The organism is Kitasatospora sp. NPDC030952 (genome assembly GCF_055571335.1).
In genome coordinates this window covers 639,761-660,835 of record NZ_JBVIFM010000001.1, presented here as the reverse complement: position 1 = coordinate 660,835, position 21,075 = coordinate 639,761, and the positions used below count along the sequence as shown (strand labels likewise).

Sequence of the window (21,075 nt, the reverse complement as noted above, 5' to 3'; positions counted from 1 at the left end):
CCCGTAGGCTCGACGGCGACGAACGACGAACCGTGTGACAGCAAGGAGTGAGCCGTGTTCCCCGGTGGTGGTCAGCCCAACATGCAGCAGCTGCTCAAGCAGGCGCAGAAGATGCAGCAGGAGCTCGCGAAGGCCCAGCAGGAGCTGGCCGAGGCGAAGGTGAACGGTACGGCCGGCGGCGGTCTGGTCGAGGCGACGGTCACGGGCTCGGGTGAGCTGGTGGCGCTGACCATCGCCCCGGCCGCGGTCGACCCGGAGGACACCGAGACCCTGGCCGACCTGGTCCTGGCGGCCGTCCGGGACGCCAGCCAGGCGGCCCAGAAGATGCAGGCCGAGCGGATGGGTCCGCTCACCCAGGGCATGGGCGGCGGCATCCCCGGCCTGCCGTTCTAGGTCTGGAGTTCACTTCTGGGTCTGAATGGGTCTGAATAGATCTGAAGTTCAGACGATAGATCCATGTGATTTCGATGGGAGTCGGGCGTCGGCCGGTGTGTCCGACGCCCGATTCGTTGGATGATGGCACCGGAGCACCACCGACCATCCGAGGGAAGGCGCGACGTTGTACGAGGGCGTGGTTCAGGACCTGATCGACGAACTGGGCAGGCTGCCCGGCGTCGGGCCCAAGAGCGCCCAGCGGATCGCCTTCCATGTGCTGCAGTCCGACCCGGTCGACGTGCGCCGCCTGGCGCACGCGCTGCTGGAGGTCAAGGACAAGGTCCGCTTCTGCGCGGTCTGCGGCAACGTCGCGGAGGCCGAGCAGTGCCGGGTCTGCCTGGACCCGCGCCGCGACCTCGGCGTCATCTGCGTGGTCGAGGAGCCCAAGGACGTCGTCGCCATCGAGCGCACCCGTGAGTTCCGCGGTCGCTACCACGTGCTGGGCGGCGCGATCAGCCCCATCGAGGGCGTCGGCCCGGACGACCTGCGCATCCGCGAGCTGCTCGCGCGCCTCGCGGACGGTACGGTCACCGAGCTGATCCTGGCCACCGACCCCAACCTGGAGGGGGAGGCGACCGCCACCTACCTGGCCCGGCTCTGCAAGCCGATGGGCCTGAAGGTGACCCGGCTGGCGAGCGGACTGCCCGTCGGCGGGGACTTGGAGTACGCGGACGAGGTCACCCTCGGCCGCGCCTTCGAAGGGAGACGACTGCTCGATGTCTGACCGGACGATCAACCAGCAGCCCCACGGCCCGCAGCCCCATCCGGAGCCGGAGGGCCACGCCCCGCACACCCACGGCCACGGCTCCGAGCCGGACGACTTCGCCGTGCAGATCGCCGACTCGGTGGAGAGCTTCGTGCTCGCCGTCACCGAGGTCGCCAAGGGCGACGAACCGGGCAGCGCGGTCTCGCTGCTGCTCCTGGAGGTCTCGCAGCTGCTGCTGGCCGGCGGCCGGCTGGGCGCCATCGAGGACGTCGTCCCGGAGGACCGCTTCGAGCCCGACGCCGGCCCGGAGCCGGACGGCGAGCAGTTGCGCGAGCGCCTCGCCGGGCTGCTCGCGCCGATCGACGTCTACCACGAGGTCTTCGACCCGTACGGCCCGCCGGAGAAGCCCAACGCCTTCCGGATCTCGGACGACCTGGCGGGCGTGGTCAGCGAGCTCCAGCACGGCCTGACCCACTACCGCGAGGGCCGGGTCAGCGAGGCGCTGTGGTGGTGGCAGTTCTCGTACCTCTCCAACTGGGGCACGACCTGCACGGCGGTGCTGCGGGCGCTGCAGTCGCTGATCGCCCACGTCCGGCTGGACAGCCCGATCGGTGCGGCGCCGGACGGCGCGGACATCGACGACGACGGGCTCACCGACGAGCAGCTGGAGCAGCAGGCGGGCGACCTGATGGCGGCCGAACTCGGCCTCGGCCGCTGATCCGCCGCCCCGCACGCCGCTGATCCGCAGCACTGAACGCCGCTGGTCGGCCGCCCCGCACGCCGCCGACCCGCGGCCCGACGGCCGCAGACCCGCAGCCTCGAACGCCCTGGACCGACCACGGTCCCGGGCGTTCGGCGATTGTGACGAATGCCTCAGCGATCCGCCCGGAAAAGAAATCCGGCCGCGGCGGCGGGCATTCGTCCGAGGATTCTTCGGAGCGGCGCCGAACGCCCCGCAGACCTGCCGGTGGCACCGCCCGTACCCCGCCCACGTGCTGAAACAGCCGTCTCATCATATGGAAGGCGCCGGTCAGAGCACCCCTGCTCGGTAGACTGGCGCGGACCGCACCCCCCTTTCCCCCGGGGGTACGGGGGCTTGGAGCCCCCGGAAAACGACACTAGTCGAGGAGCGCACGTGGGCCTTGTCGTGCAGAAGTACGGCGGCTCATCCGTTGCGGATGCCGAAGGCATCAAGCGCGTTGCCCGTCGAATCGTTGACGCCAAGAAGGCCGGCCATGAGGTCGTCGTCGTGGTGTCCGCGATGGGCGACACGACGGACGAGCTCATCGAACTCGCGGAGCAGGTGTCACCGCTTCCTGCCGGCCGTGAGTTCGACATGCTGCTGACCGCTGGAGAGCGCATCTCCATGGCGCTGCTGGCCATGGCGATCAAATCCCTCGGGCACGAGGCCCAGTCCTTCACGGGCAGTCAGGCCGGTGTCATCACCGACTCCGTCCACAACAAGGCGCGCATCATCGACGTGACGCCGGGCCGCATCCGCACCGCCCTGGACGAGGGCAACATCGCGATCGTGGCCGGCTTCCAGGGCGTGTCCCAGAGCAGCAAGGACATCACCACGCTGGGCCGCGGCGGCTCGGACACCACCGCCGTCGCGCTGGCCGCCGCGCTCAGGGCCGAGGTCTGCGAGATCTACACCGACGTGGACGGCGTGTTCACCGCCGACCCGCGCGTGGTGAAGAAGGCCCGCAAGATCGACTGGATCGCCTACGAGGACATGCTGGAGCTGGCCTCGTCCGGTTCCAAGGTGCTGCTCGACCGCTGTGTGGAGTACGCCCGCCGCTACAACATCCCGATTCACGTACGCTCGTCCTTCTCGGGTCTTCCCGGGACGATCGTCAGCAACGACAACCCGAACAAGCCCGAAGGGGGCGAGATGGAGCAGGCCATCATCTCCGGGGTCGCCCACGACACCTCCGAGGCCAAGGTCACGGTCGTCGGCGTGCCCGACAAGCCGGGCGAGGCCGCGCGCATCTTCCGTGCCATCGCCGATGCCGAGGTCAACATCGACATGGTGGTGCAGAACGTCTCCGCCGCCTCGACCGGCCTGACCGACATCTCCTTCACCCTGCCGAAGACCGAGGGCCAGAAGGCCATCGACGCGCTCGGCCGGGTCAAGGAGGGCATCGGCTACGAGTCGCTGCGCTACGACGACGCGATCGGCAAGATCTCGCTGGTCGGTGCCGGCATGCGCTCCAACCCGGGCGTCACGGCGAACTTCTTCGAGGCGCTGTCCGCCGCGGGCGTCAACATCGAGCTGATCTCCACCTCGGAGATCCGCATCTCGGTGGTCACCCGCGCCGACGACGTGCCGGAGGCGGTCCGCGCCGTGCACAGTGCCTTCGGCCTGGACAGCGAGAGCGACGAGGCCGTCGTCTACGGCGGCACCGGTCGATGACCCGGCAGCCGGGCGGGGGCACCGGGCGGTGACCCGGCGTCCGAACCTCGCCGTCGTCGGCGCCACCGGCGCGGTCGGCGAGGTGCTGCTCGGCCTGCTCTCGCTCAGGCAGGACATCTGGGGCGAGGTCCGGTTGATCGCCTCCCCGCGCTCGGCCGGCCGTACGCCGGTGGTGCGCGGGGAACCGGTCGCGGTCGTCCCGCTGACCGAGGAGGCCTTCGCGGGGATCGACGTCGCCGTGTTCGCCGTCCCCGACGAGGTGTCCGCCCAGTGGGCGCCGATCGCGGCGGCCAAGGGCATCGTGGTGGTCGACGACTCGGCCGCCTTCCGTACCGCCGGGGACGTCCCGCTGGTCGTCCCCGAGGTCAACGCGGCCGCGCTGCGGATCCGGCCGCGCGGCATCGTGGCCAGTCCGGCCGGCCCCACGCTGGCGCTGGTCGCGGCGGTCGGCGCGCTGCACGCCGAGTACGGGCTGGAGCAGCTCGTGGTCGCCACCTACCAGGCCGCCAGCGGCGAGGGCCGGGCCGGCACCGCGGCGCTGCGCGAGCAGACCGCGCTGGTGGCCGGCACCGAGGTCGGCCGGCAGACCGGCGACCTGCGCGCGGTGATCGCCGACGAGGGGCCGTTCGCGGCCCCGCTCGCCCTCAACGCCGTGCCCTGGACCGGCGGCCTGCGCGAGGGCGGTTGGTCCGCCCAGGAGCTCGGGCTGCGCGACGAGTCCCGCAAGGTCCTCGGCCTGCCCGCGCTGCGGGTCTCCGCGACCTGCGTGCGCATCCCGGTGGTCCGCACCCACGCGCTGGCCGTGCACGCCCGCTTCGAACGCGAGGTCAGCCAGGAGCACGCGCAGGACATCCTGCGCGAGACGCCCGGGGTGGTCCTCTACGACGACCCGGCGGCCGGGGAGTTCCCCACCCCGAACGACGTGGTCGGCACCGACCCGGTCTGGGTCGGGCGGGTGCGCCGGGCGCTGGACGAACCGGACGCGCTCGACCTCTTCCTCTGTGGCGACAACCTGCGCAAGGGGGCCGCGCTCAACCTGCTGCAGATCGCCGAGCTGGTGGCCGGCGAGCTGACCGTTCCGGCGGTCTGAGGGCGGCCCGGGTACTGGCTGAGGTGGCCCGAGTGGGGTCCGGGTACTGGCTGAGGGCGGTCCGCGGACGGCCGGAGTACTGGCTGAGGGCGATCCGGGGACGGAGTGAGGGCGATCCGGGGGCGTCTCCTGAGACGGGATGAGCTGACGGCGGGGGAGGTCCAGGATCCGTCATCAGCCGGTGCCGGAGGGCCCTTTGTGCCCGAGGATGTCCGGACCTGTGTCCGCTCCTCGACACAATCTGTCCGGAATCCCGTGGGAATCCCCTGGAGGCCTCTTCCGCCGATGCGGAAGAATGGCCCCCGGGCTGGGCAACCATGACAGGGGATCGAGTGTCCAACGGGCGTGGCGAACGTGATGGTGGGGGGAGCGGCGGGCATCCCGGCGAGAGCCGTGGTGGTGTTCCCGTCGCGCACCCCGTGGGCTGCGAGTAGGCCGGAAGACGACCAGATGACCGCGGCCGCACCCGGTGCGGCGGACTCCGGTGCCGGTACCGACGCGGGTACCAGCGAGGACCTGCTCACCGAGACCTACCAGGCGCACTACCGCTCCCTGCTGCGCCTCGCCGCGCTGCTCCTGGACGACCTCTCCACCTGTGAGGACGTCGTGCAGGAGGCCTTCATCCGGGTGCACGCCGCCCGGCGCCGGGTGCGCGAGCCCGAGAAGACCCTGGCCTACCTGCGACAGACGGTGGTCAACCTGTCGCGCTCCACGCTGCGACGCCGGATCCTCGGCCTGCGCCTGCTGCAGAAGCCGATGCCTGACATGGCCAGTGCAGAAGAAGGTGCCTACGATGCCTTGGAGCGCGACCAGCTGAAGGCCGCGCTGAAGGGTCTGCAACGCCGTCAGCGGGAGGTTCTGGTGCTGCGTTACTTCGTGGACATGACGGAGGCGCAGGTCGCCGAGACCCTGGGCATCTCACTCGGTTCGGTGAAGGCGTACGGCTCGCGCGGACTCGCCGCCCTCCGGATCCAGATGGAGGCCGGACATGGCTGACGGCACCAGGCAGTGGCCCGCCGACGACGACCTCCCGGACCTCTCCGCCGAGGAACGGGCGCTGCGCCGGCTCATGCACCACGCGGTGGACGGGATCCAACCCGGGATCGGCGCCCTGCCCCGGATCCGGCAGGCCGTACCCCGGCGGCGGGCCGCCCGGCGCGGGGCCTGGACGGGGGCGGCGGCGCTGGCCCTGGCGGTCGCGATCGCCCTGCCCGTCCTGCACGAGGGCGACCACCTGGGGCTCTCCGGCGGGCCCGGCTCGGCGGACGCCAACGGCGCCACCCTCGCGGCCCCCAGCGGCAGCGCCGTCGGCGGCGGCACCACCGGCACCGGCACGCACCCGGGCCCCGGCGGCCAGAGCAGCGGCCCCGCGACGGCCTCCGGCACCGCCTCACCCAGCCCCGGCGCGGACACCACCCGCCCCGGCGCCGCCACCCCCACCGGTGCCACCGGCACCGCGGACGGCGGGATCGTCCCGCTGTGCACCCGGACGGACCTCGGACAGGGCGCCTCGCAGCTCGGCCCGGCGGACTCCCAGGGCCGGATCTACGGCTCCTTCACCGTGTACAACGTCTCCGGGCACAGCTGCCGCCTCGGCGGGCCGGGCGCGGTGGCCGTCACCGGGGTCAACGGCACCGACCGCAACCGGGTCCGCACCGCCGACCACACCCCCGGCGACCCGGCCGGCAGCCTGCCCGCGATGGACGCCGAACCCCCGGTGCTCGCCCCCCAGACCGGGTACCGGGTGCCGTTCGCGTGGATCCCGGACCAGGGCTGCGGCACCTCCGGCGGCGCCACCACCGCGCCGACCAACAGCGTCAACCAGGCCTCGCTGACCACCCAGGCCCCGCGCGGGTCCTCCGGCGCAGCCCCGGCCGGCGGCGCCTCGGCCGCGCCCAGCGCCAATCCGCAGGCCAGCTCCTCGCCCACCTCCGCACCCACCTCGGCGCCCAGCCCGACGGCCACCCCGAGCGGCGAGCCCACCGGTGGCCCGGCCACCGCGACCATCGCCCACACCCCGGCCCCCGGCAGTCCGGTGGCCGCCACCGCCTCGCTGCCGGTCGACTGCGGGGGCACCCTCTACCGGGGCGGAGTGCAGTCGGCGGGCGGCTCCGCACCCCAGCCCACCGGGGCGCCCTCGACGGGCTGAGCGGCCCGCTGCGGCGGACCCTGTGGTCCGGCCCGGTGTGAGGAGTGGTTACCGTGGGGGGTGTGTACCGGTTCCTCCTGACTCCGCGCTGGCTGGGCGGCACCGCCCTGGCCGTGGCGGCCGTGGCGGTCTGCGTCTGGCTGGGCTCCTGGCAGCTCGGTCGGTTCGAGGACCGCGTCTCCACCCATCAGGAGACCAAGCAGTCGCTCACCGCTTCGAGTGAAGCCCGGCCGATCGACGCACTGCTCGGCCCGGCCACCCCGCAGGTGACCACGGAGACCGTCGGCAAGCCCGTCACGGTGACCGGGAGCTACGACACCGAGCACCAACTCCTCGTCCCCAACCGGGTGCTGGACGGCAAGCAGGGCTACTACGTGCTCACCCCGCTGCGCACCGCCGACGGACACGCCGTCGCCGTGGTGCGGGGCTGGGCGGCCGGCGACCCGTCCGGGACCGCCCCCGCTGCCGCCTCCGCCGCGTCCGCCGCCTCCGCCGCCGAGGCCGCGCCCACCGGGCAGGTCACGGTGACCGGGCGGCTGCAGGCCAACGAGGCGGTGGGCAGCAACGGCGCGGTCGCGGGCGGCCTGCCCGCCGGACAGCTCGGCATGATCAACCGGGCCTCGCTGCTGAACGTGCTGGCGTACGACGGCTGGTACGACGGCTGGGTGGCCGCCGACCAGGTGCCCACCGGGCTGACCGCGGTACCGACCGTGCAGCCGCAGGGCGGCGACGGGCTCACCCTGCGGGCGTTCCAGAACCTGGGCTACACCCTGGAGTGGTTCGTCTTCGCGGGCTTCGTGATCTTCATGTGGTTCCGGCTGATGCGCCAGGCGGCGGAGGCGGCGCAGGACCGGGCCCTGGGACTGGACCCGGTCCTGGACTGATCCCGGCTACCGGGCCGGCTTGCCGGCCGGGGGCGGCGTGGGCGCCGGCTTGGCCGGCGTCGCGGCCGGCACCTGGGCCGTGGGTGTGGCGGGGGACTGCGCCGGGGGCGCGGTGGGGGACTGCGCCGGGGGCGCGGCGGGGGACTGCGCCGGGGGCGCGGTGGGGGAGTGCGACGGGGCCGCCGGGCTCGGATCGTCACCGAACGGCGCGGCCATGTCGTCGCCCGCCGGCTCGCTCCCGCCGCGGCAGTGACCGCGGCCGCCGGTGCCGACCGTCGTGCCGTAGTGGTCGATGTGGTGGTGCGTGGTGCCGCCGCCGCCCGACCCGGAGGACCCGGACGTCCCGGAGGACCCGGACGTCCCGGAGGACCCGGACGTCCCGCTTGACCCGCTCGACCCGGATGACCCGGACGAGCCCTTGGAGCCGGAACCCTTGGAACCGGACGACCCCGTGGAGCCGCTCCCGCTGTGCGAGCCGCCGTGCGACCCGCTGCGCTCGGCGACGTCCTCGTCCGCGCCCGGCTCGGTCGCGCCCGGCGCGAACTCCGCCCGGACCACCGACGACCCGGCCCCCAGCGCACTCGCCTTGGTCGCCGAGCCGGTGGGCATGGGCGTGGACGTGGACGTGGGCGCGGGCGCGGGCATGGGGGCGGACGTGGACGTGGGCGCAATCGAAGCCGGGGGCGGCGGGCAGGCCCCTTCGTCACCGTGCGAGCCCGAGCAGCCGCTGAGCACCAGCACCCCGGCCACCGCCGCCCCCGCGAGCGTCAGCAGACGCCTCACCCGGCGCCTCCGGTGCTGCCGTCCGGAAGGCCGAGGTGACGCCGGACGAAGTCGATCTCCAGCCGCAGCTGCCTGATCCGCTCCTCCACCACCAGCGAGCCATGCCCGGCGTCGTACCGGTACACCTCGTGCGGCTTGTCGAGCTGCTCCAGCCGCTCGACGTAGTTCTCGATCTGCCGGATCGGGCAGCGCGGGTCGTTGACGCCGGCGCTGATGTACACCGGCACCCGCACCTGCTCGACGTAGGTCAGCGGCGAGGAGGCGGTGAAGCGCTCCGGCACCTCCTCCGGGGTGCCGCCGAAGAGCGTGCGGTCCAGCGACTTCAGCGCCTCCATCTCGTCGGCGTACGCGGTGTGGTAGTCCGCCACCGGCACCGCGGCCACGCCCAGCGACCAGCTGTCGGGCTGCACGCCCAGGCCGAGCAGGGTCAGGTAGCCGCCCCAGCTGCCGCCGGTGAGCACCAGTCGGTCGGGGTCGGCCAGGCCGTCGGCGACCGCCCACTCCCGGACGGCCGCGATGTCCTCCAGCTCGATCAGGCCGATCCGCTCGTGCAGCGCGTCGGTCCAGGCCTGGCCGTAGCCGGTCGAGCCGCGGTAGTTGACCCGGACCACCGCGAAGCCGTGGTCCAGCCAGGCCGCCGGCCCGGCCGCGAACGAGTCGCTGTCGTGGTGGGTCGGGCCGCCGTGGATCTCGAAGACCGTCGGGTACGGGCCCGGGCCGGTCCGCGGGCGCTGTACCAGGGCGTGCACCCGCCCGCCGGGCCCGTCCACCCAGACGTCCTCGACCGGGACGGAGCCGGGCGGCACCGGGCCGGGCGCCCGCAGCACGACCGCACCGGCGGTCGAGCGGACTGCGGAGGGATCGGCGGCCGAGGACCACAGGTACTCGACGGTGCCGTCCGGGCGGGCGGTGGCGCCGCCGACGGTGCCGCGCGGGGTCTCCAGGCGGGTCAGCCGGCCGTCCGCGAGGGAGTACGTGAACAGCTCGCTGCGCGCCTCGTACTCGTGCTCGACCAGCAGCTCCGCGGCGCCCGGGCGCCACTGCGCGGAGACGTCGCCGGGCAGCTCACGGCCCTGCTCGTCGCGCAGCGGGAGGGCGGTCTCGGCGCCGGTGGCGACGTCCCAGATCATCGGCTCCCAGCGGCCGGTGCGCTGGTGGGCGACCAGCAGTCGGGTGTCGCCGTCGACCGGGGCGAAGCCCAGGCAGGCCACGCCGCGCGGCTCGTCCCGGCCGGTGACCTCGTCCAGCTCGGCGACGGTCTCGACCCCGGCCGCGGTGAGCCGGACCACCCGGATGGCGGAGTGCATAGCGTCGCCGTGCTCGGTGTGGTCGATGGCGAGCAGGGTGGCGTCGTGGCTGAGGTCACCGACGCCGCCGTACTCCTCGTGCCGGTAGATCTCGACCGGCTCGGCCGCGCCCGGGCGGCGCAGGTGCAGGGTGGTGCCGTCCTCGTCGGTGGACCGGCCGACGACCACCGTGCCGTCCCGGCCCAGCGCGAGGCCGGCCGAGTAGGAGGCGGCGAGGCCCGGCACGGCCTCCTCGTCCGGGCCGCCCGTGAAGGGCTGGCGGCGCCAGACGCCGAACTCGTCGCCGTCGTGGTCGTCGAACCACCAGATCCAGTCGCCGTCCGGGGACAGCTCGGCGTCGGTGGTGCCGTTCGGGCGGTCGGTGACCCGGCGGTGGCCGCCGGTGGCGCGGTCCCAGGCGTAGACCTCGTAGGTGCCGGTCGCGTTGGACACGTACAGCGCCCGGTCGGGGGCGTCCTCGGCCCAGTCCGGCAGTGACACCCGGGCCGCCCTGAACCGCTGCTCCCACGCCGGTACGGCGCTCTTCTCCTCGCTCATCCGACCATCCAACCCGATCGGGGCGAGGGAACGGAACGGGCGGGCGGGGTTCACCCCCGCCCGCCCTCGTCCTCGCGGTGTCCCCCCGGCGCCCGCGGGGTGTTGGCTTCCGTGGGCCGGTGGGGTGTTCACTCCCCGAGCCGGTCGGGCGTTGACGAACGGCGCGGCAGCAGCCGGACCAGGCCCACCAGCACCAGCTCCAGCACCGCCAGCACCGCCACGCTGCGCCCGAAGGCCGCGGTCGGGTCGCCGGAGCCGTAGTAGACCAGGCCGATCAGCGCGATCCCGACGGCGCCGCCGACCTGCTGCACCGTGGCCACCACCCCCGCCGCCGCACCGGCCAGCTGCGGCTCGACGGCCGCCAGGACGACGGTGGTGACCGGGGCGATCACCAGGCCCATGCCGAGGCCGTCGACGAACAGCCCGGGCGCCAGCCACCACACGCTGCCGCCCGCGGCGCCGTACGCGGCGAGGGCAAGCAGGCCCAGCCCGACGGCCATCAGCAGACCGCCGACGGTGATCGTGCGGGGCTCGCCGAGGCGGGCGGTGACCCGGTGGGTGGCGTTCGAGGTGAGCAGGTAGCCGAGGCCGATCGCGGTGAACACCAGCCCGGCGCCGAGCGCGTCCAACCCCCGGCCCAGTTGCAGGTGCAGGGCGAGCACCAGGAAGAACGAGGCCTGGCCGAGCCAGAAGGCCAGCTGGGCGAGCAGCCCGGTGCCGAAGGCCCGGCTGCGGAACAGCCGGGTGTCGACCAGCGGGGTGGGGGCGGCGGTGGCGGCGGTGCCGGTGCCGGTGATGGTGGTGCCGGTCGTGGTGGCGGCGGTTGTGGCGCGGTGCTGGTGGACGGCGAACGCGACCAGCAGGACGGCCGCGGCGGCCAGGCAGAGCACCGTCCACAGCGGCCAGTCGAGGCCCGGGCCCTGGATCAGCGGCAGCACCAGGGCGGTCAGCGCGACGGTCACCAGCACCACCCCGACCGGGTCCAGCCCCGGCCGCTGCGGGGCCCGCGACTCCGGCAGGCAGCGACGGACGGCCGCCAGCGCGGCCAGGCCGATCGGCAGGTTGATCAGGAAGCAGCTGCGCCAGCCGAGGCCGAAGAGGTCCGCGCGGATCAGCAGCCCGCCGATCAGCTGGCCGAACACCGCGCCGATGCCCATGGTCAGCCCGTACCGGGCGAAGGCCCGGGCCTGTGCGGCGCCGTCGAACGCCGTCCGCAGGATCGCCAGCACCTGCGGGCCCATCAGCGCGGCCGCCAGGCCCTGAGCGACCCGGGCGCCGACCAGCGTGGCGGCGGTGGGGGCGAGGCCGCAGCCCGCCGAGGCGAGGGTGAACAGGGCCAGGCCGAGCGCGAACACCCGGCGCCGACCGTAGCGGTCGCCCAGCCGGCCGGCCGTGACCAGCCCGACGGCGAGGGCCAGGCCGAAGCCGGCCATCACCCACTGGACGACCGCCGGGCCCGCGCCCAGGTCGGCCTGGACGGAAGGGACGGCGACGTTGACGACGAAGGTGTCGAGGGCGGTCATGAAGGTGGCGGTCAGGACGACCGGCAGCAGGCCCTTGGGGGCGGCTGGGGCGGCTGGTGCCGCCGGTGCGGCCGCGACGCGGCGGCGGGTGTCCAGGGCGGTGCTCATCTCGGGCTCTCCTCCGGGGGGCGCTACTGCGGGGCTACCAGGGGCGGTCAGGGCGGTCAGGGGTTGTCAGGGGGGCGGGCGGGGCGCCGCCGTGGGGGTGTGGCGCCCCGCCGGAGTGGTTCGGCCGGGGGTCGGAGGCCGGGGTTGGCCGTACGTCCGTCTGACACGTACGTCCGTCTGACCTCTGCTACCTCCCCGTCCGTCTGGCACGTACGTCCGCCTGACTTCTGATACGGACGTACGTCTGACACGGACGTCCGTCTTGTCCGGACGTCCGTCCAGGACTCAGACTCCCGGCACGCGGTCCAGGAAGCCGTGCACGGTGCCGATCCGGCCCTCCGGGGTGGCCGCCAGCACATCGAAGCCGATCACCACCGGCTCGGCGCCATCCGGGCCGAGGTTCCAGGTGAACCGGGCGACGTCGTGGTGCGCGTCCACCGGGCCGAGGGTGAACCGCAGCCCCGGGAACTGGGCCTGGGCGGCGCCGATCAGAGCGTCGATCGCGTTCCGGCCGGCCACGGCGGCCAGCGGGTCGGTGTAGCGGCCGTCCTCGGCCCACACCTCGTCGATCAGCTTGCGACGGGCGGCCGGGTCGGTCTCGTTCCAGACCGCCAGGTAGCGCTCGGCGAGCTGCTGGAGGGCGGTGGCGGTGATCTCGGTCATGGTCATCTCCCGTGTTCCGGTGGGTGGTTGGCGGCTCGTTCCCGCTGCTCACAAAGGTACGGACGGGCGCCGGCGGGCGAATCAGTCACGGATCGGTACGGGGGTACGTAGGTATCCGCGGGGCCTACGTAGGCGGTGACCGCCCGTCCTGCTCAGCCGTGGCATCCGCCCGGCTCAGGTGGGCCGTTGTGCCGGAACGCCGCCGACCGGCTCGATAGGGTCGGGGGCATGCTGTACGGGAGGGAACACGAACAGGCCGCCGTGGACGGTCTGTTGGCACAGGCACGGACCGGCCGCAGCGGGGCGCTTCTGCTCCGGGGGGAGGCGGGGATCGGCAAGACCGCCCTGCTGGACGACGCCGTCGCCCGAGCGGGCCGGACGTTCCGGGTGATCCGGGCGGCGGGCGTCGAGTACGAGGCCGAACTGCCCTTCGCCGGGCTGAGCCTGCTGCTGGCGCCCGGACTGGACCGGCTGGACGCCCTGCCCGGGCCGCAACGGCGCGCCCTGGAGGCGGCGTTCGGACTCGGCGACGCGCCTCCGGCCGAGCCCGACGGTCCGGGCGCCGAGCCCGACGGTCCGGGCGCCGGGCCCGACCGTCCGGGCGCCGCGCCCGCCGACCGGCTGCTGGTCGGCCTCGCCACCCTCGGACTGCTCGCCGAACTCGCCGCCGACCAGCCGCTGCTGTGCGTGCTCGACGACGTCCAGTGGCTGGACCGCGCCTCCCTGGACGCCCTGCTGCTCGCCGCCCGCCGCCTCCAGGCCGAAGGCGTCGCCCTGCTGCTCGCCGCCCGCACCGAGCCCGGCGCCCTAGCCGACCACCGGCTCGGCCTGCCCGAACTACGGGTGGCCGCCCTGGCCGACACCGACGCCACCCGGCTGCTGGCCGAACGGGCCGGCCCCGACCTGCCCGCCGCCGTCCGCGACCGACTGCTCGCCGAGGCCGCCGGGAACCCGCTCGCCCTCACCGAACTCCCCGTCGCCACCGGGCCGCAGGCCCCCACCGCGGGCGGGCTGCCGCTCACCAGTCGTCTGCTGATCGCCTTCCACGGCCAGGTCACCGGGCTGCCCCCGGCCACCCAGACCCTGCTGCTGGTCGCCGCCGCCGAGGAGAGCGGCGAACTGGACGTCCTGCTGCCCGCCGCGGCCGCGCTCGGCGTCGGCGCCGAGAACCTCACCCCCGCCGAGGAATCCGGCCTGGTCACCGTCACCCCCGACCGCCGGATCGCCTTCCGCCACCCACTGCTGCGCTCCGCGATCCTCCAACGCGCCCCGCACCACCAGCGGCTGACCGTCCACCGTGGCATCGCGGGGGCACTGCCCGACGGCGACCGCCGCACCTGGCACCTCGCCCTCGCCGCCACCGCCCCCGACGCGGCCCTCGCCGACGCGCTGGAACGCACCGCCGTCCGCACCGGCCGGCGCGGCGGCCACGGTGGCGCGGCCGCCTACGAACGCGCCGCCCGGCTCACCCCCGACCGCGACGCCGCCACCCGCCGGCTCGTCCTGGCCGCCGAAGCCGCCACCGAAGAAGGCGAGTTGGAGCACGCCGAAGCGCTCGCCGACGAGGCCGCCGCCCGTACCGACAGCGTCCTCGCGCACGCCCTGCTGGACCACGTCCGGGCCACCGCGCACTTCTGGCGCGGCTCCTACCCGACCGCCTACCGGCTGTTGACCGACGCCGCCCTCGCCCTCGCCGCCGACGGCGCCGCCGCGGCCGCCGAGGCCGTCGAACCCGCCCACGCCGCCCGGATGCTGGTCCAGGCCTTCCACGCCGCCTGGTACGCCGGGGAGGAACCGGTCGCCGAGGTCCTCGACCGGCTCGCCGCCCTCCCGCTGCCCGCCGGCGACCCCCTCACCCCGCTCGCCCGCTACCTGCCCGCCGCGGTCCTCCCCGCCCTCGGCCGGACCGCCACCCCGCCGCCGCCCGCCCGGGAGGCGGTCGAAGCCGCCCGCCGGGCCGGCGCCGAGAGCCCCGCCGACCTGGTCCAACTCTGCGGCGCCACCCTCGTCCTCGGCCGCGACGAGGAGACCGTCGACCTCGGCGGCGAACTCGTCGCCGAAGCCCGCGCCAAGGGCACCCTCGGAGTGATGCCCACCCTGCAGTTCTTCCTCGCCGAGGCCGAACTCTTCCACGGGCGCCACGCCGACGCCGAGCTCACCGCGACCGAGGCCCTCGTCCTCGCCCAGGACACTGGCCAGCACCAGTGGGTCAGCCAACTCAGCGCCCTGCTCGCCTACCTGGCCGCCCTCGACGGCCGCACCGAACGCTGCACCGAACTGGCCACCACCGCCCTCGCCACCACCGGCCCGCAGACCGCCGCCCCCGCCGCCGGCCGCCCCTGGGCCCACTGGGCACTCGCCCTGCTCGACCTCGGCCAGGGCCGCGCCGCCGGCGCCGCCGACCGCCTGCACGCCCTCACCACCGGCCCCCACCGGCACCACGTCAGCGCCACCCGCGCCGTCCCCGACCTGGTCGAAGCCGCCGTCCGGCTCGGCACCCCGGACCGTGCCGCCGAGCCCTACGAACGCTTCGCCCGCTGGACCCGAGCCGCCGACCGCCCCTGGGCCGAAGCCCTACGCCTGCGCTGCCAGGCCCTGCTCGGTCCCGACGAACTCGCCGAACCCGCCTACCGCGCCGCCCTCGACCTGCACGCCACCACCCACCGCCCCTTCGAGCACGCCCGCACCGCCCTGCTCTACGGCGAATGGCTCCGCCGCACCCGCCGCCGCACCGACGCCCGCCCCCACCTCACGGCCGCCCTGGAAACCTTCGACCGCCTCGGCGCCCACCCCTGGTCCACCCGCGCCCGCACCGAGCTCTCCGCCACCGGCACCCCCGCCCCGGCCCAGACCCCCCAGACCACCCCGAACCCCCTGACCCCCCAGGAACTCCAGATCGCCCGCCTCGCCGCCGCCGGCCTCACCAACCGCGACATCGCCGCCCAGCTCTTCCTCAGCCCCCGCACCGTCGCCCACCACCTCTACAAGGCCTACCCCAAACTCGGCATCACCTCCCGCACCGCCCTCCCCACCACCCTCTGACCCGCCGCCCGCACCAGCCGGAAGGGTTGGAACCCGGTCCGGCCCTTCTCCCACCAGCACTCCTCCACCCGGAAGAGCCGCCCTACCGGTAGCCCGTCACCGGCGTGTGCCGCGGATCGCCGCGGTGCCCTCGGACGACCCGCGCCGGGAGTCGGCTGCCCAAGCCGGTCGCGAGCGCGGCATTGCCTCCGGCACGGCTCCGGCCACGGGCCTGCGGCCCGGTCGCGGCGCTCCGGCCGCCCGGACCGGTGAAGACGATCTCGTCGCCGTAGTCCCGGTCGTCCTCGCAGCCCCGGACACGATGACGGACTCGGCCCCGCGCGCCTCGGTGCCGCAGATGCCTGCCTGCCGGGACTTCATGGAGGGGTTGACCCGGATGTGCCTCCGGTCACTTGCAGTCCGCCGGCGGATGTCGCCCGGCTCGCCCGTGGCGGTTCTCGACGCCCTGCTGAGGAAGCCTCAGCCGCAGCCCTCGGGAGAAGGATTTCCGGCGGTTTCTCCCAGGATTCTCCCGAGAACTCCGGGAGAAACAGTCAGGGCCGGTGTCCCTTGCGGGACACCGGCCCTGAGCTGGTGTTACTGGGTCGGGGTGGCGGGATTTGAACCCACGGCCTCTTCGTCCCGAACGAAGCGCGCTACCAAGCTGCGCCACACCCCGGTCTTTCTGTTTGTCGCTCCGTCTCCTTCGCGACGAGTAGAACTCTACCGGACGCTCGCCGAGACACGAAATCCGGTTTCGGGCGGGCGTCCGGTGGGGGTCAGCGGGGGGTGGGGGTGAGGGTGAGGAGGGTGGCTTCCGGGGGGCAGGCGAAGCGGATCGGGGTGTAGCGGTTGGTGCCGCAGCCGGCGGAGACGTGGAGGTAGGAGCGGTGGCCGCCGGCCTGGTGGGTGGAGAGGCCCTTGACGCGGCGGGTGTCGAGGTCGCAGTTGGTGACCAGAGCGCCGTAGAAGGGGATGCAGAGCTGGCCGCCGTGGGTGTGCCCGGCCAGGATCAGGGGGTAGCGGTCGGCGGTGAAGGCGTCGAGGACGCGCAGGTAGGGCGCGTGGACGACGGCGAGGGAGAGGTCGGCGTCGGCGGAGGGGCCGCCGGCGACCTCGGCGTAGCGGTCGCGGCGGATGTGCGGGTCGTCGAGGCCGGTGAACTCGAGGTCGAGGCCGTTGACGGTGAGGCGGCCGCGGGTGTTGGTGAGGTCGAGCCAGCCGGCCGCGTCGAAGCCGTCGCGGAGCTTCTCCCAGGGGTTGTGCACGGCGCCGCTGATGCCGCGGTTGCCGGTGCCGTCGGGGTTGTTCATGCCGTGGACGCCGCTGCGCATGGCCTGGAGGTAGCGGGCGGGGTTCTTGCGGGCGGGGCCGTAGTAGTCGTTGGACCCGAAGACGTAGACGCCTGGGAAGTCCATGAGCGGCCCGAGCGCGTCGAGGGCGGCCGGGACGCCGAGGGGGTCGGAGAGGTTGTCGCCGGTGTTGACCACCAGGTCGGGGCGTAGCCCGGCCAGGCTCTGCAGCCAGCGCTGCTTCTTGCCCTGTCCGCTCACCATGTGGATGTCGGACACCTGGAGGATCCGGACGGGCTTGGCGCCCTGGGGCAGGACGGGGACCTCGACGCGGCGGAGCCGGAAGGCACGGACCTCGTACCCGACGGAGTAGGCGAGGCAGGCGGCGCCGGCGGCGGCGACACCGATGGGAACGGAGTACAGCGGTCGCATCAGCCCATGCTCTCAGACGGTGGATCAGGTGGTGAACGGCCGGTCGGCCGCCGTGGGCGCGGTCTCCGGGGCCCGTGCGGTCTCCGGGGTCGGTGCGGGCGGGGGCTGCCGGGTCTCCCGCCGGGCGCGCAGGGCCCGGACCTTGTGGCGGTTGCCGCAGCGTTCCATGGAGCACCAGCGGCGCCGTCCGGGCCGGGAGGTGTCGACGAAGAGCAGTTGGCAGTCGTGGGCGCCGCATTCCCGGATCCGGTCCGCGTGCGGGCCGGTGAGCAGGGCGATGGCGTCCCGGGCGAGGGTGGAGACCAGCTGGGCCCCGTCGGCGGGCGGCGGGGCGCCGGGGGTGCCGTCCGGGGCGATCCGGGGGACGAGCGGGGGGTGGGCGGCGGTCCGGTTGAGGGTGGCGTGGTCCTCGGGGTCACCGGTCCGGCCGTGGGCGCGGGCGGCGGCGAGGCGCCAGAGGGCGTCGCGCAGGGTGCGGGCGTCGGCGAGGTGTTCGGCGGTGATCCGTACGGTGTCGGCGGGTAGGCGCAGCCGGGAGCGGGGGAGCCAGTCGGTGAGGTCGGCCGGGTGGTGCAGCGCCTCGTACCGGGCGTGGTCGCCGGGGCCGCCGGTGGTGAGCAGTTCGAGGCAGAGGGCGCCGGCGTCGAAGTGGAAGCGGCTGCCGCCGGGGGTGGTGAGGACCAGGCCGGTCGGGGCTTCCGGTGCGCCGTCTCCATCGGTCATGTAACCAGGATAAGAGGTTACGGATCCGGGCGGGGTGGTCGTGGCGGTCGAAGGTTAATGGCAAGCGACGGAACGTCCCAGGTGGGAGACTCATGGCCATGACGACGCTCAAGGATCAGCTGCACCAGGACCTCACGGCTGCCATCAAGGACCGGGACGAGCTGCGCTCGTCCACCATCCGGCTCACGCTGTCCGCCGTCACCAGCGAGGAGGTTGCGGGCAAGCAGAAGCGCGAGCTGTCCGACGCCGAGGTGCTGAAGGTGATCACCCGCGAGGCGAAGAAGCGCCGCGAGGCGGCCGAGGCCTTCGACACCGGCGGCCGGGTCGACCAGGCCGCGCGCGAGCGCGCCGAGGGCGAGGTGCTGGCGGCCTACCTGCCGAAGCAGCTCTCGGACGAGGAGCTGGCCGCGATCGTGGCCGCCGCCGTGGCCGAGAGCGGGGCGAGCGGCCCGCAGGCGATGGGTGCCGTGATGAAGCTGGTGAAGCCGAAGGTGGACGGCCTGGCCGAGGGCGGCCGGGTGGCTGCCGCGGTGAAGGCCGCGCTGCTCTGAGCCGCACGTGTGAAGCGCACGTGTGAAGCGGCACGCGTGAACACGCCGAAGGGGCGCCCCCGGAAGATCCGGAGGGCGCCCCTTCGCCGTTGTGCGAGCGCGTTGTGCGAGCGCGTGGTGCGAGCGTCGTTGTGCGAGCTCGGAGGACCAGGTCAGGTCAGCCGTTGCCGCCGCCGTGCTTGCCGCCGTTGCCGTTCCCGCCCCCGCCGATCATGCCGGGCGGGAGGGTGAACCCTCCTCCTATCACCCCACCGGGGCCGCCGTTGCCCGGTGCGGGCGGCGGCGGGTTCTGGCCGGCCGGCTGCTGCGGGGCGTTGGGGTCGGCCGGCGGGGTGGCGCCCGCCGGGGGAGTGGCCGGCTGCGGGTCCGGGATGTTGGTGGTCTGGATGGGCTCCAGCGGCGTGCCCTTGAGCGCCTGGTTCATGGCCATCTGCCAGATCGGGCCGGGGCCGTCGGCGCCGAACACCTCGTCGAAGTGCTTTCCGCCGATGTTGATGTTCTTCATCTTGACGCCGCCGGCCGGGCCGCCGAGCCAGACCGCGGTGGCCAGCGACGGGGTGTAGCCGTCGAACCAGGCGGCCTTCTTCTCGTCGGTGGTACCGGTCTTGCCGGCGATCTTGCGGCCGTCGTCCAGGCCGAGGGCGGCGGCGGTGCCCTTCTCGGTCACGTTGAGCAGGACGGTGTTGACCGAGTCCGCGGTCTGCTCGGAGAAGACCTGGTTGCACTGCGACTGCGGGACCTTGAGGTCCTTGCCGTCCACCGTGGTGATCTTGTTGATCGCGATCGGGGTGCAGTACTTGCCGCGGGCGGCGAAGGTCGCGTAGACGTTCGCCATGGTCAGCGGGGAGAGCTCCAGGGTGCCGAGGACCATCGAGGGCACCTCCTGGAACTGGTCGCCCTTCGCGGACTGGGTGATGCCCACCTTGTTCGCCATCTGCTTCATCGCGCAGAGGCCGACCTGCTGCTCCATCTCCACGAAGTAGGTGTTGACCGAGAGGGCCATGGCCTGCTTGAGCTCGTACGGACCGACCTCGCCGGCCGACTCGTTCTTCACCGTGGCCTTGGGCTTGTCGGTGTTCTTCCAGGTGCCGTTGCAGGTCGACATCTGGGGGTAGTCGATCTTGTTCTCGGACGGGAACGACTGGGTGTTCGACATGCCCGCCTCCAGCGCCGCCGCGGCGAGGATCGGCTTGAAGGTCGAACCGGTCTGGAAGCCGTTGCCGCCGCCCATCGAGGCGTCGACGTTGAGGTTGACGACGGTCTGGTTCTTGTTCGGGTCCAGGCCGTACGGGCGGGTCTGGGCCATCGCCAGGATCTTGCCGGTGCCGGGCTCCATCATGGTCGCCGCGGCCGACACCTGGTCGGTCACGTTGACCTTCTTGGTGACGGCGTTCTGGGCGGCGGCCTGCTTGTCCGGGTCCAGCGTGGTGTAGATGTTCAAACCGCCGGTGTCCCACAGCTTCTTCCGGTCGTCGGCGGTCTTGCCGAAGGCCGGGTCCTGCTTGACCACGTGGCGGACGTAGTCGCAGAAGAAGCCCATGCCGGCCTGGGCGGTGATGCAGCCGTTCTGCGGGTCCTTGTACTTCAGACCCAGCGGGGCGGCCTTCGCCTCCTTCGCCTGGTCGGCGGTGATGTGCTTGTTCTCGAGCATCTTGTCGATGACGACGTTGCGGCGCTTGATCGTGTTGTCGGGGTAGCGCACCGGGTCGTACTGCGACGGGTTCTGGACCAGCCCGGCCAGGGTGGCGGCCTCGGCGATGGTCAGGTCCTTGTTGCTCTTGCTGAAGTAGCGCTGAGACGCGGCCTCGATCCCGTAGGCCTGGTGGCCGTAGAACGTGATGTTGAGGTAGTTGGTGAGGATCTGATCCTTGGTCAGGTCCTCCTCCAGCTTGATCGCGACCTTGAGCTCCTGGATCTTGCGGCCCAGGGTCTTGCGCTGGGCCTCCAGGACGGCGGCCTGGTCGTCGCCGGCCTTCTCCACGTTGACGTTCTTCACGTACTGCTGGGTCAGCGTGGACGCGCCCTGGGAGGCGGAGCCGCTCTCGGCGTTCTTGCCGACCGCGCGCAGGATGCCCTTGAGGTCGACGGCGCCGTGCTCGTAGAACCGGGCGTCCTCGATGTCGACCTGGGCCTTCCGCATGTACGGGGACATCTGGTCGGCGGTGAGGACGGTGCGGTCGCGCTCGTAGACCTTGGCGATCAGCCCGCCCTTGGCGTCGAAGATCTGGGTGGCCTGGGTGAGCGGCGGCGTCTTGAAATCGTCGGGGATGTTCTGGAAGCTCTCCGCCGTGTCCTTGGCGGTCAGGCCCATGGCGCCGACGGCCGGCAGGGCGAGGCCCGCCAGCAGGACTCCGGAGAGCACGCTGACGCCCAGGAACTTCACGCCGTTGCCGACGTGGTCCATCGGTGATCCGCTGCTCTTCCGGCGCGGAGCTCCGGGACTGCCTGGGGGCTG

The 21,075-nt window shown here is 73.6% G+C and carries 18 protein-coding genes and 1 tRNA gene; 10 read left to right on the top strand and 9 right to left on the bottom strand.

The features are described 5' to 3' along the window. Positions 1 to 54 precede the first annotated feature (54 nt). The 8 genes from ACZ47G_RS03065 to ACZ47G_RS03030 all read left to right on the top strand — a co-directional run bounded on the left by ACZ47G_RS03065 (position 55) and on the right by ACZ47G_RS03030 (position 7,680). A complete protein-coding gene (locus ACZ47G_RS03065) occupies positions 55 to 393 on the top strand; it encodes a YbaB/EbfC family nucleoid-associated protein (RefSeq protein WP_465739681.1) in 339 nt (112 codons plus the stop codon). Positions 394 to 559: 166 nt separating this feature from the next. Next, entirely contained in the window at positions 560 to 1,159 is a 600-nt protein-coding gene (gene recR, locus ACZ47G_RS03060) for a recombination mediator RecR (protein ID WP_188307117.1), read from the top strand. Continuing rightward, positions 1,152 to 1,859 carry a DUF5063 domain-containing protein gene (locus tag ACZ47G_RS03055; protein WP_465739680.1) on the top strand — a complete coding sequence of 236 codons (708 nt, stop codon included), beginning with the start codon at positions 1,152 to 1,154 and terminating at the stop codon, positions 1,857 to 1,859. The genes recR and ACZ47G_RS03055 overlap by 8 nt, the downstream gene beginning before the upstream one ends. Positions 1,860 to 2,276: 417 nt before the next feature. After that, a complete protein-coding gene (locus ACZ47G_RS03050; protein ID WP_188307118.1) occupies positions 2,277 to 3,557 on the top strand; it encodes an aspartate kinase in 1,281 nt (426 codons plus the stop codon). A gap of 28 nt (positions 3,558 to 3,585) precedes the next feature. Continuing rightward, positions 3,586 to 4,647 (top strand): aspartate-semialdehyde dehydrogenase, encoded by a 1,062-nt coding sequence (locus tag ACZ47G_RS03045; protein WP_465739679.1) that lies wholly within the window; start codon positions 3,586 to 3,588, stop codon positions 4,645 to 4,647. Between the two features lie 450 nt (positions 4,648 to 5,097). After that, positions 5,098 to 5,643, top strand: coding sequence for a SigE family RNA polymerase sigma factor (locus ACZ47G_RS03040; protein ID WP_380451238.1), 546 nt, complete (start codon positions 5,098 to 5,100; stop codon positions 5,641 to 5,643). Continuing rightward, positions 5,636 to 6,796, top strand: coding sequence for a hypothetical protein (locus tag ACZ47G_RS03035; RefSeq protein WP_465739677.1), 1,161 nt, complete (start codon positions 5,636 to 5,638; stop codon positions 6,794 to 6,796). Before ACZ47G_RS03040 ends, ACZ47G_RS03035 begins: the two co-directional genes overlap by 8 nt. A 62-nt stretch (positions 6,797 to 6,858) precedes the next feature. Further along, entirely contained in the window at positions 6,859 to 7,680 is an 822-nt protein-coding gene (locus ACZ47G_RS03030) for an SURF1 family protein (RefSeq protein ID WP_465739676.1), read from the top strand. 6 nt (positions 7,681 to 7,686) lie between these two features. On the opposite strand, the gene ACZ47G_RS03025 is transcribed toward ACZ47G_RS03030, so the two are convergent. From ACZ47G_RS03025 to ACZ47G_RS03010, 4 genes are all read right to left on the bottom strand, one after another. Further along, positions 7,687 to 8,463 (bottom strand): hypothetical protein, encoded by a 777-nt coding sequence (locus tag ACZ47G_RS03025; protein WP_465739675.1) that lies wholly within the window; start codon positions 8,461 to 8,463, stop codon positions 7,687 to 7,689. Continuing rightward, a complete protein-coding gene (locus ACZ47G_RS03020) occupies positions 8,460 to 10,307 on the bottom strand; it encodes a S9 family peptidase (RefSeq protein WP_465739674.1) in 1,848 nt (615 codons plus the stop codon). Before ACZ47G_RS03020 ends, ACZ47G_RS03025 begins: the two co-directional genes overlap by 4 nt. Positions 10,308 to 10,435: 128 nt before the next feature. Further along, entirely contained in the window at positions 10,436 to 11,938 is a 1,503-nt protein-coding gene (locus ACZ47G_RS03015) for an MFS transporter (RefSeq protein ID WP_465739673.1), read from the bottom strand. 285 nt (positions 11,939 to 12,223) lie between these two features. Further along, positions 12,224 to 12,601 (bottom strand): nuclear transport factor 2 family protein, encoded by a 378-nt coding sequence (locus ACZ47G_RS03010; RefSeq protein ID WP_465739672.1) that lies wholly within the window; start codon positions 12,599 to 12,601, stop codon positions 12,224 to 12,226. A gap of 228 nt (positions 12,602 to 12,829) precedes the next feature. Between ACZ47G_RS03010 and ACZ47G_RS03005 the strand changes: the two genes are divergently transcribed. After that, positions 12,830 to 15,643 carry an ATP-binding protein gene (locus tag ACZ47G_RS03005; protein WP_465739671.1) on the top strand — a complete coding sequence of 938 codons (2,814 nt, stop codon included), beginning with the start codon at positions 12,830 to 12,832 and terminating at the stop codon, positions 15,641 to 15,643. 82 nt (positions 15,644 to 15,725) lie between these two features. On the opposite strand, the gene ACZ47G_RS03000 is transcribed toward ACZ47G_RS03005, so the two are convergent. The 4 genes from ACZ47G_RS03000 to ACZ47G_RS02985 all read right to left on the bottom strand — a co-directional run bounded on the left by ACZ47G_RS03000 (position 15,726) and on the right by ACZ47G_RS02985 (position 18,069). Next, the gene (locus ACZ47G_RS03000; protein WP_465740024.1) at positions 15,726 to 15,980 is read right to left on the bottom strand and encodes a YDG/SRA domain-containing protein; all 255 of its coding nucleotides are present in this window, start codon (positions 15,978 to 15,980) and stop codon (positions 15,726 to 15,728) included. 247 nt (positions 15,981 to 16,227) lie between these two features. Next, positions 16,228 to 16,301, bottom strand: a tRNA-Pro gene (locus ACZ47G_RS02995). A gap of 100 nt (positions 16,302 to 16,401) precedes the next feature. Beyond that, entirely contained in the window at positions 16,402 to 17,346 is a 945-nt protein-coding gene (locus ACZ47G_RS02990; RefSeq protein WP_465739670.1) for a metallophosphoesterase, read from the bottom strand. A gap of 24 nt (positions 17,347 to 17,370) precedes the next feature. Further along, positions 17,371 to 18,069, bottom strand: a complete 699-nt coding sequence (locus tag ACZ47G_RS02985) for a CGNR zinc finger domain-containing protein (protein WP_465739669.1) — start codon at positions 18,067 to 18,069, stop codon at positions 17,371 to 17,373. Between the two features lie 98 nt (positions 18,070 to 18,167). On the opposite strand from ACZ47G_RS02985, the gene ACZ47G_RS02980 reads away from it, so the two are divergent. Further along, on the top strand, positions 18,168 to 18,620 hold the full coding sequence (locus ACZ47G_RS02980; RefSeq protein WP_380451292.1) for a GatB/YqeY domain-containing protein: 453 nt from the start codon (positions 18,168 to 18,170) through the stop codon (positions 18,618 to 18,620). Positions 18,621 to 18,777: 157 nt separating this feature from the next. Here the strand turns inward: ACZ47G_RS02980 and ACZ47G_RS02975 are convergent, their stop codons facing one another. Then, on the bottom strand, positions 18,778 to 21,024 hold the full coding sequence (locus ACZ47G_RS02975) for a transglycosylase domain-containing protein (RefSeq protein ID WP_465739668.1): 2,247 nt from the start codon (positions 21,022 to 21,024) through the stop codon (positions 18,778 to 18,780). Between the last annotated feature and the right edge of the window lie 51 nt (positions 21,025 to 21,075).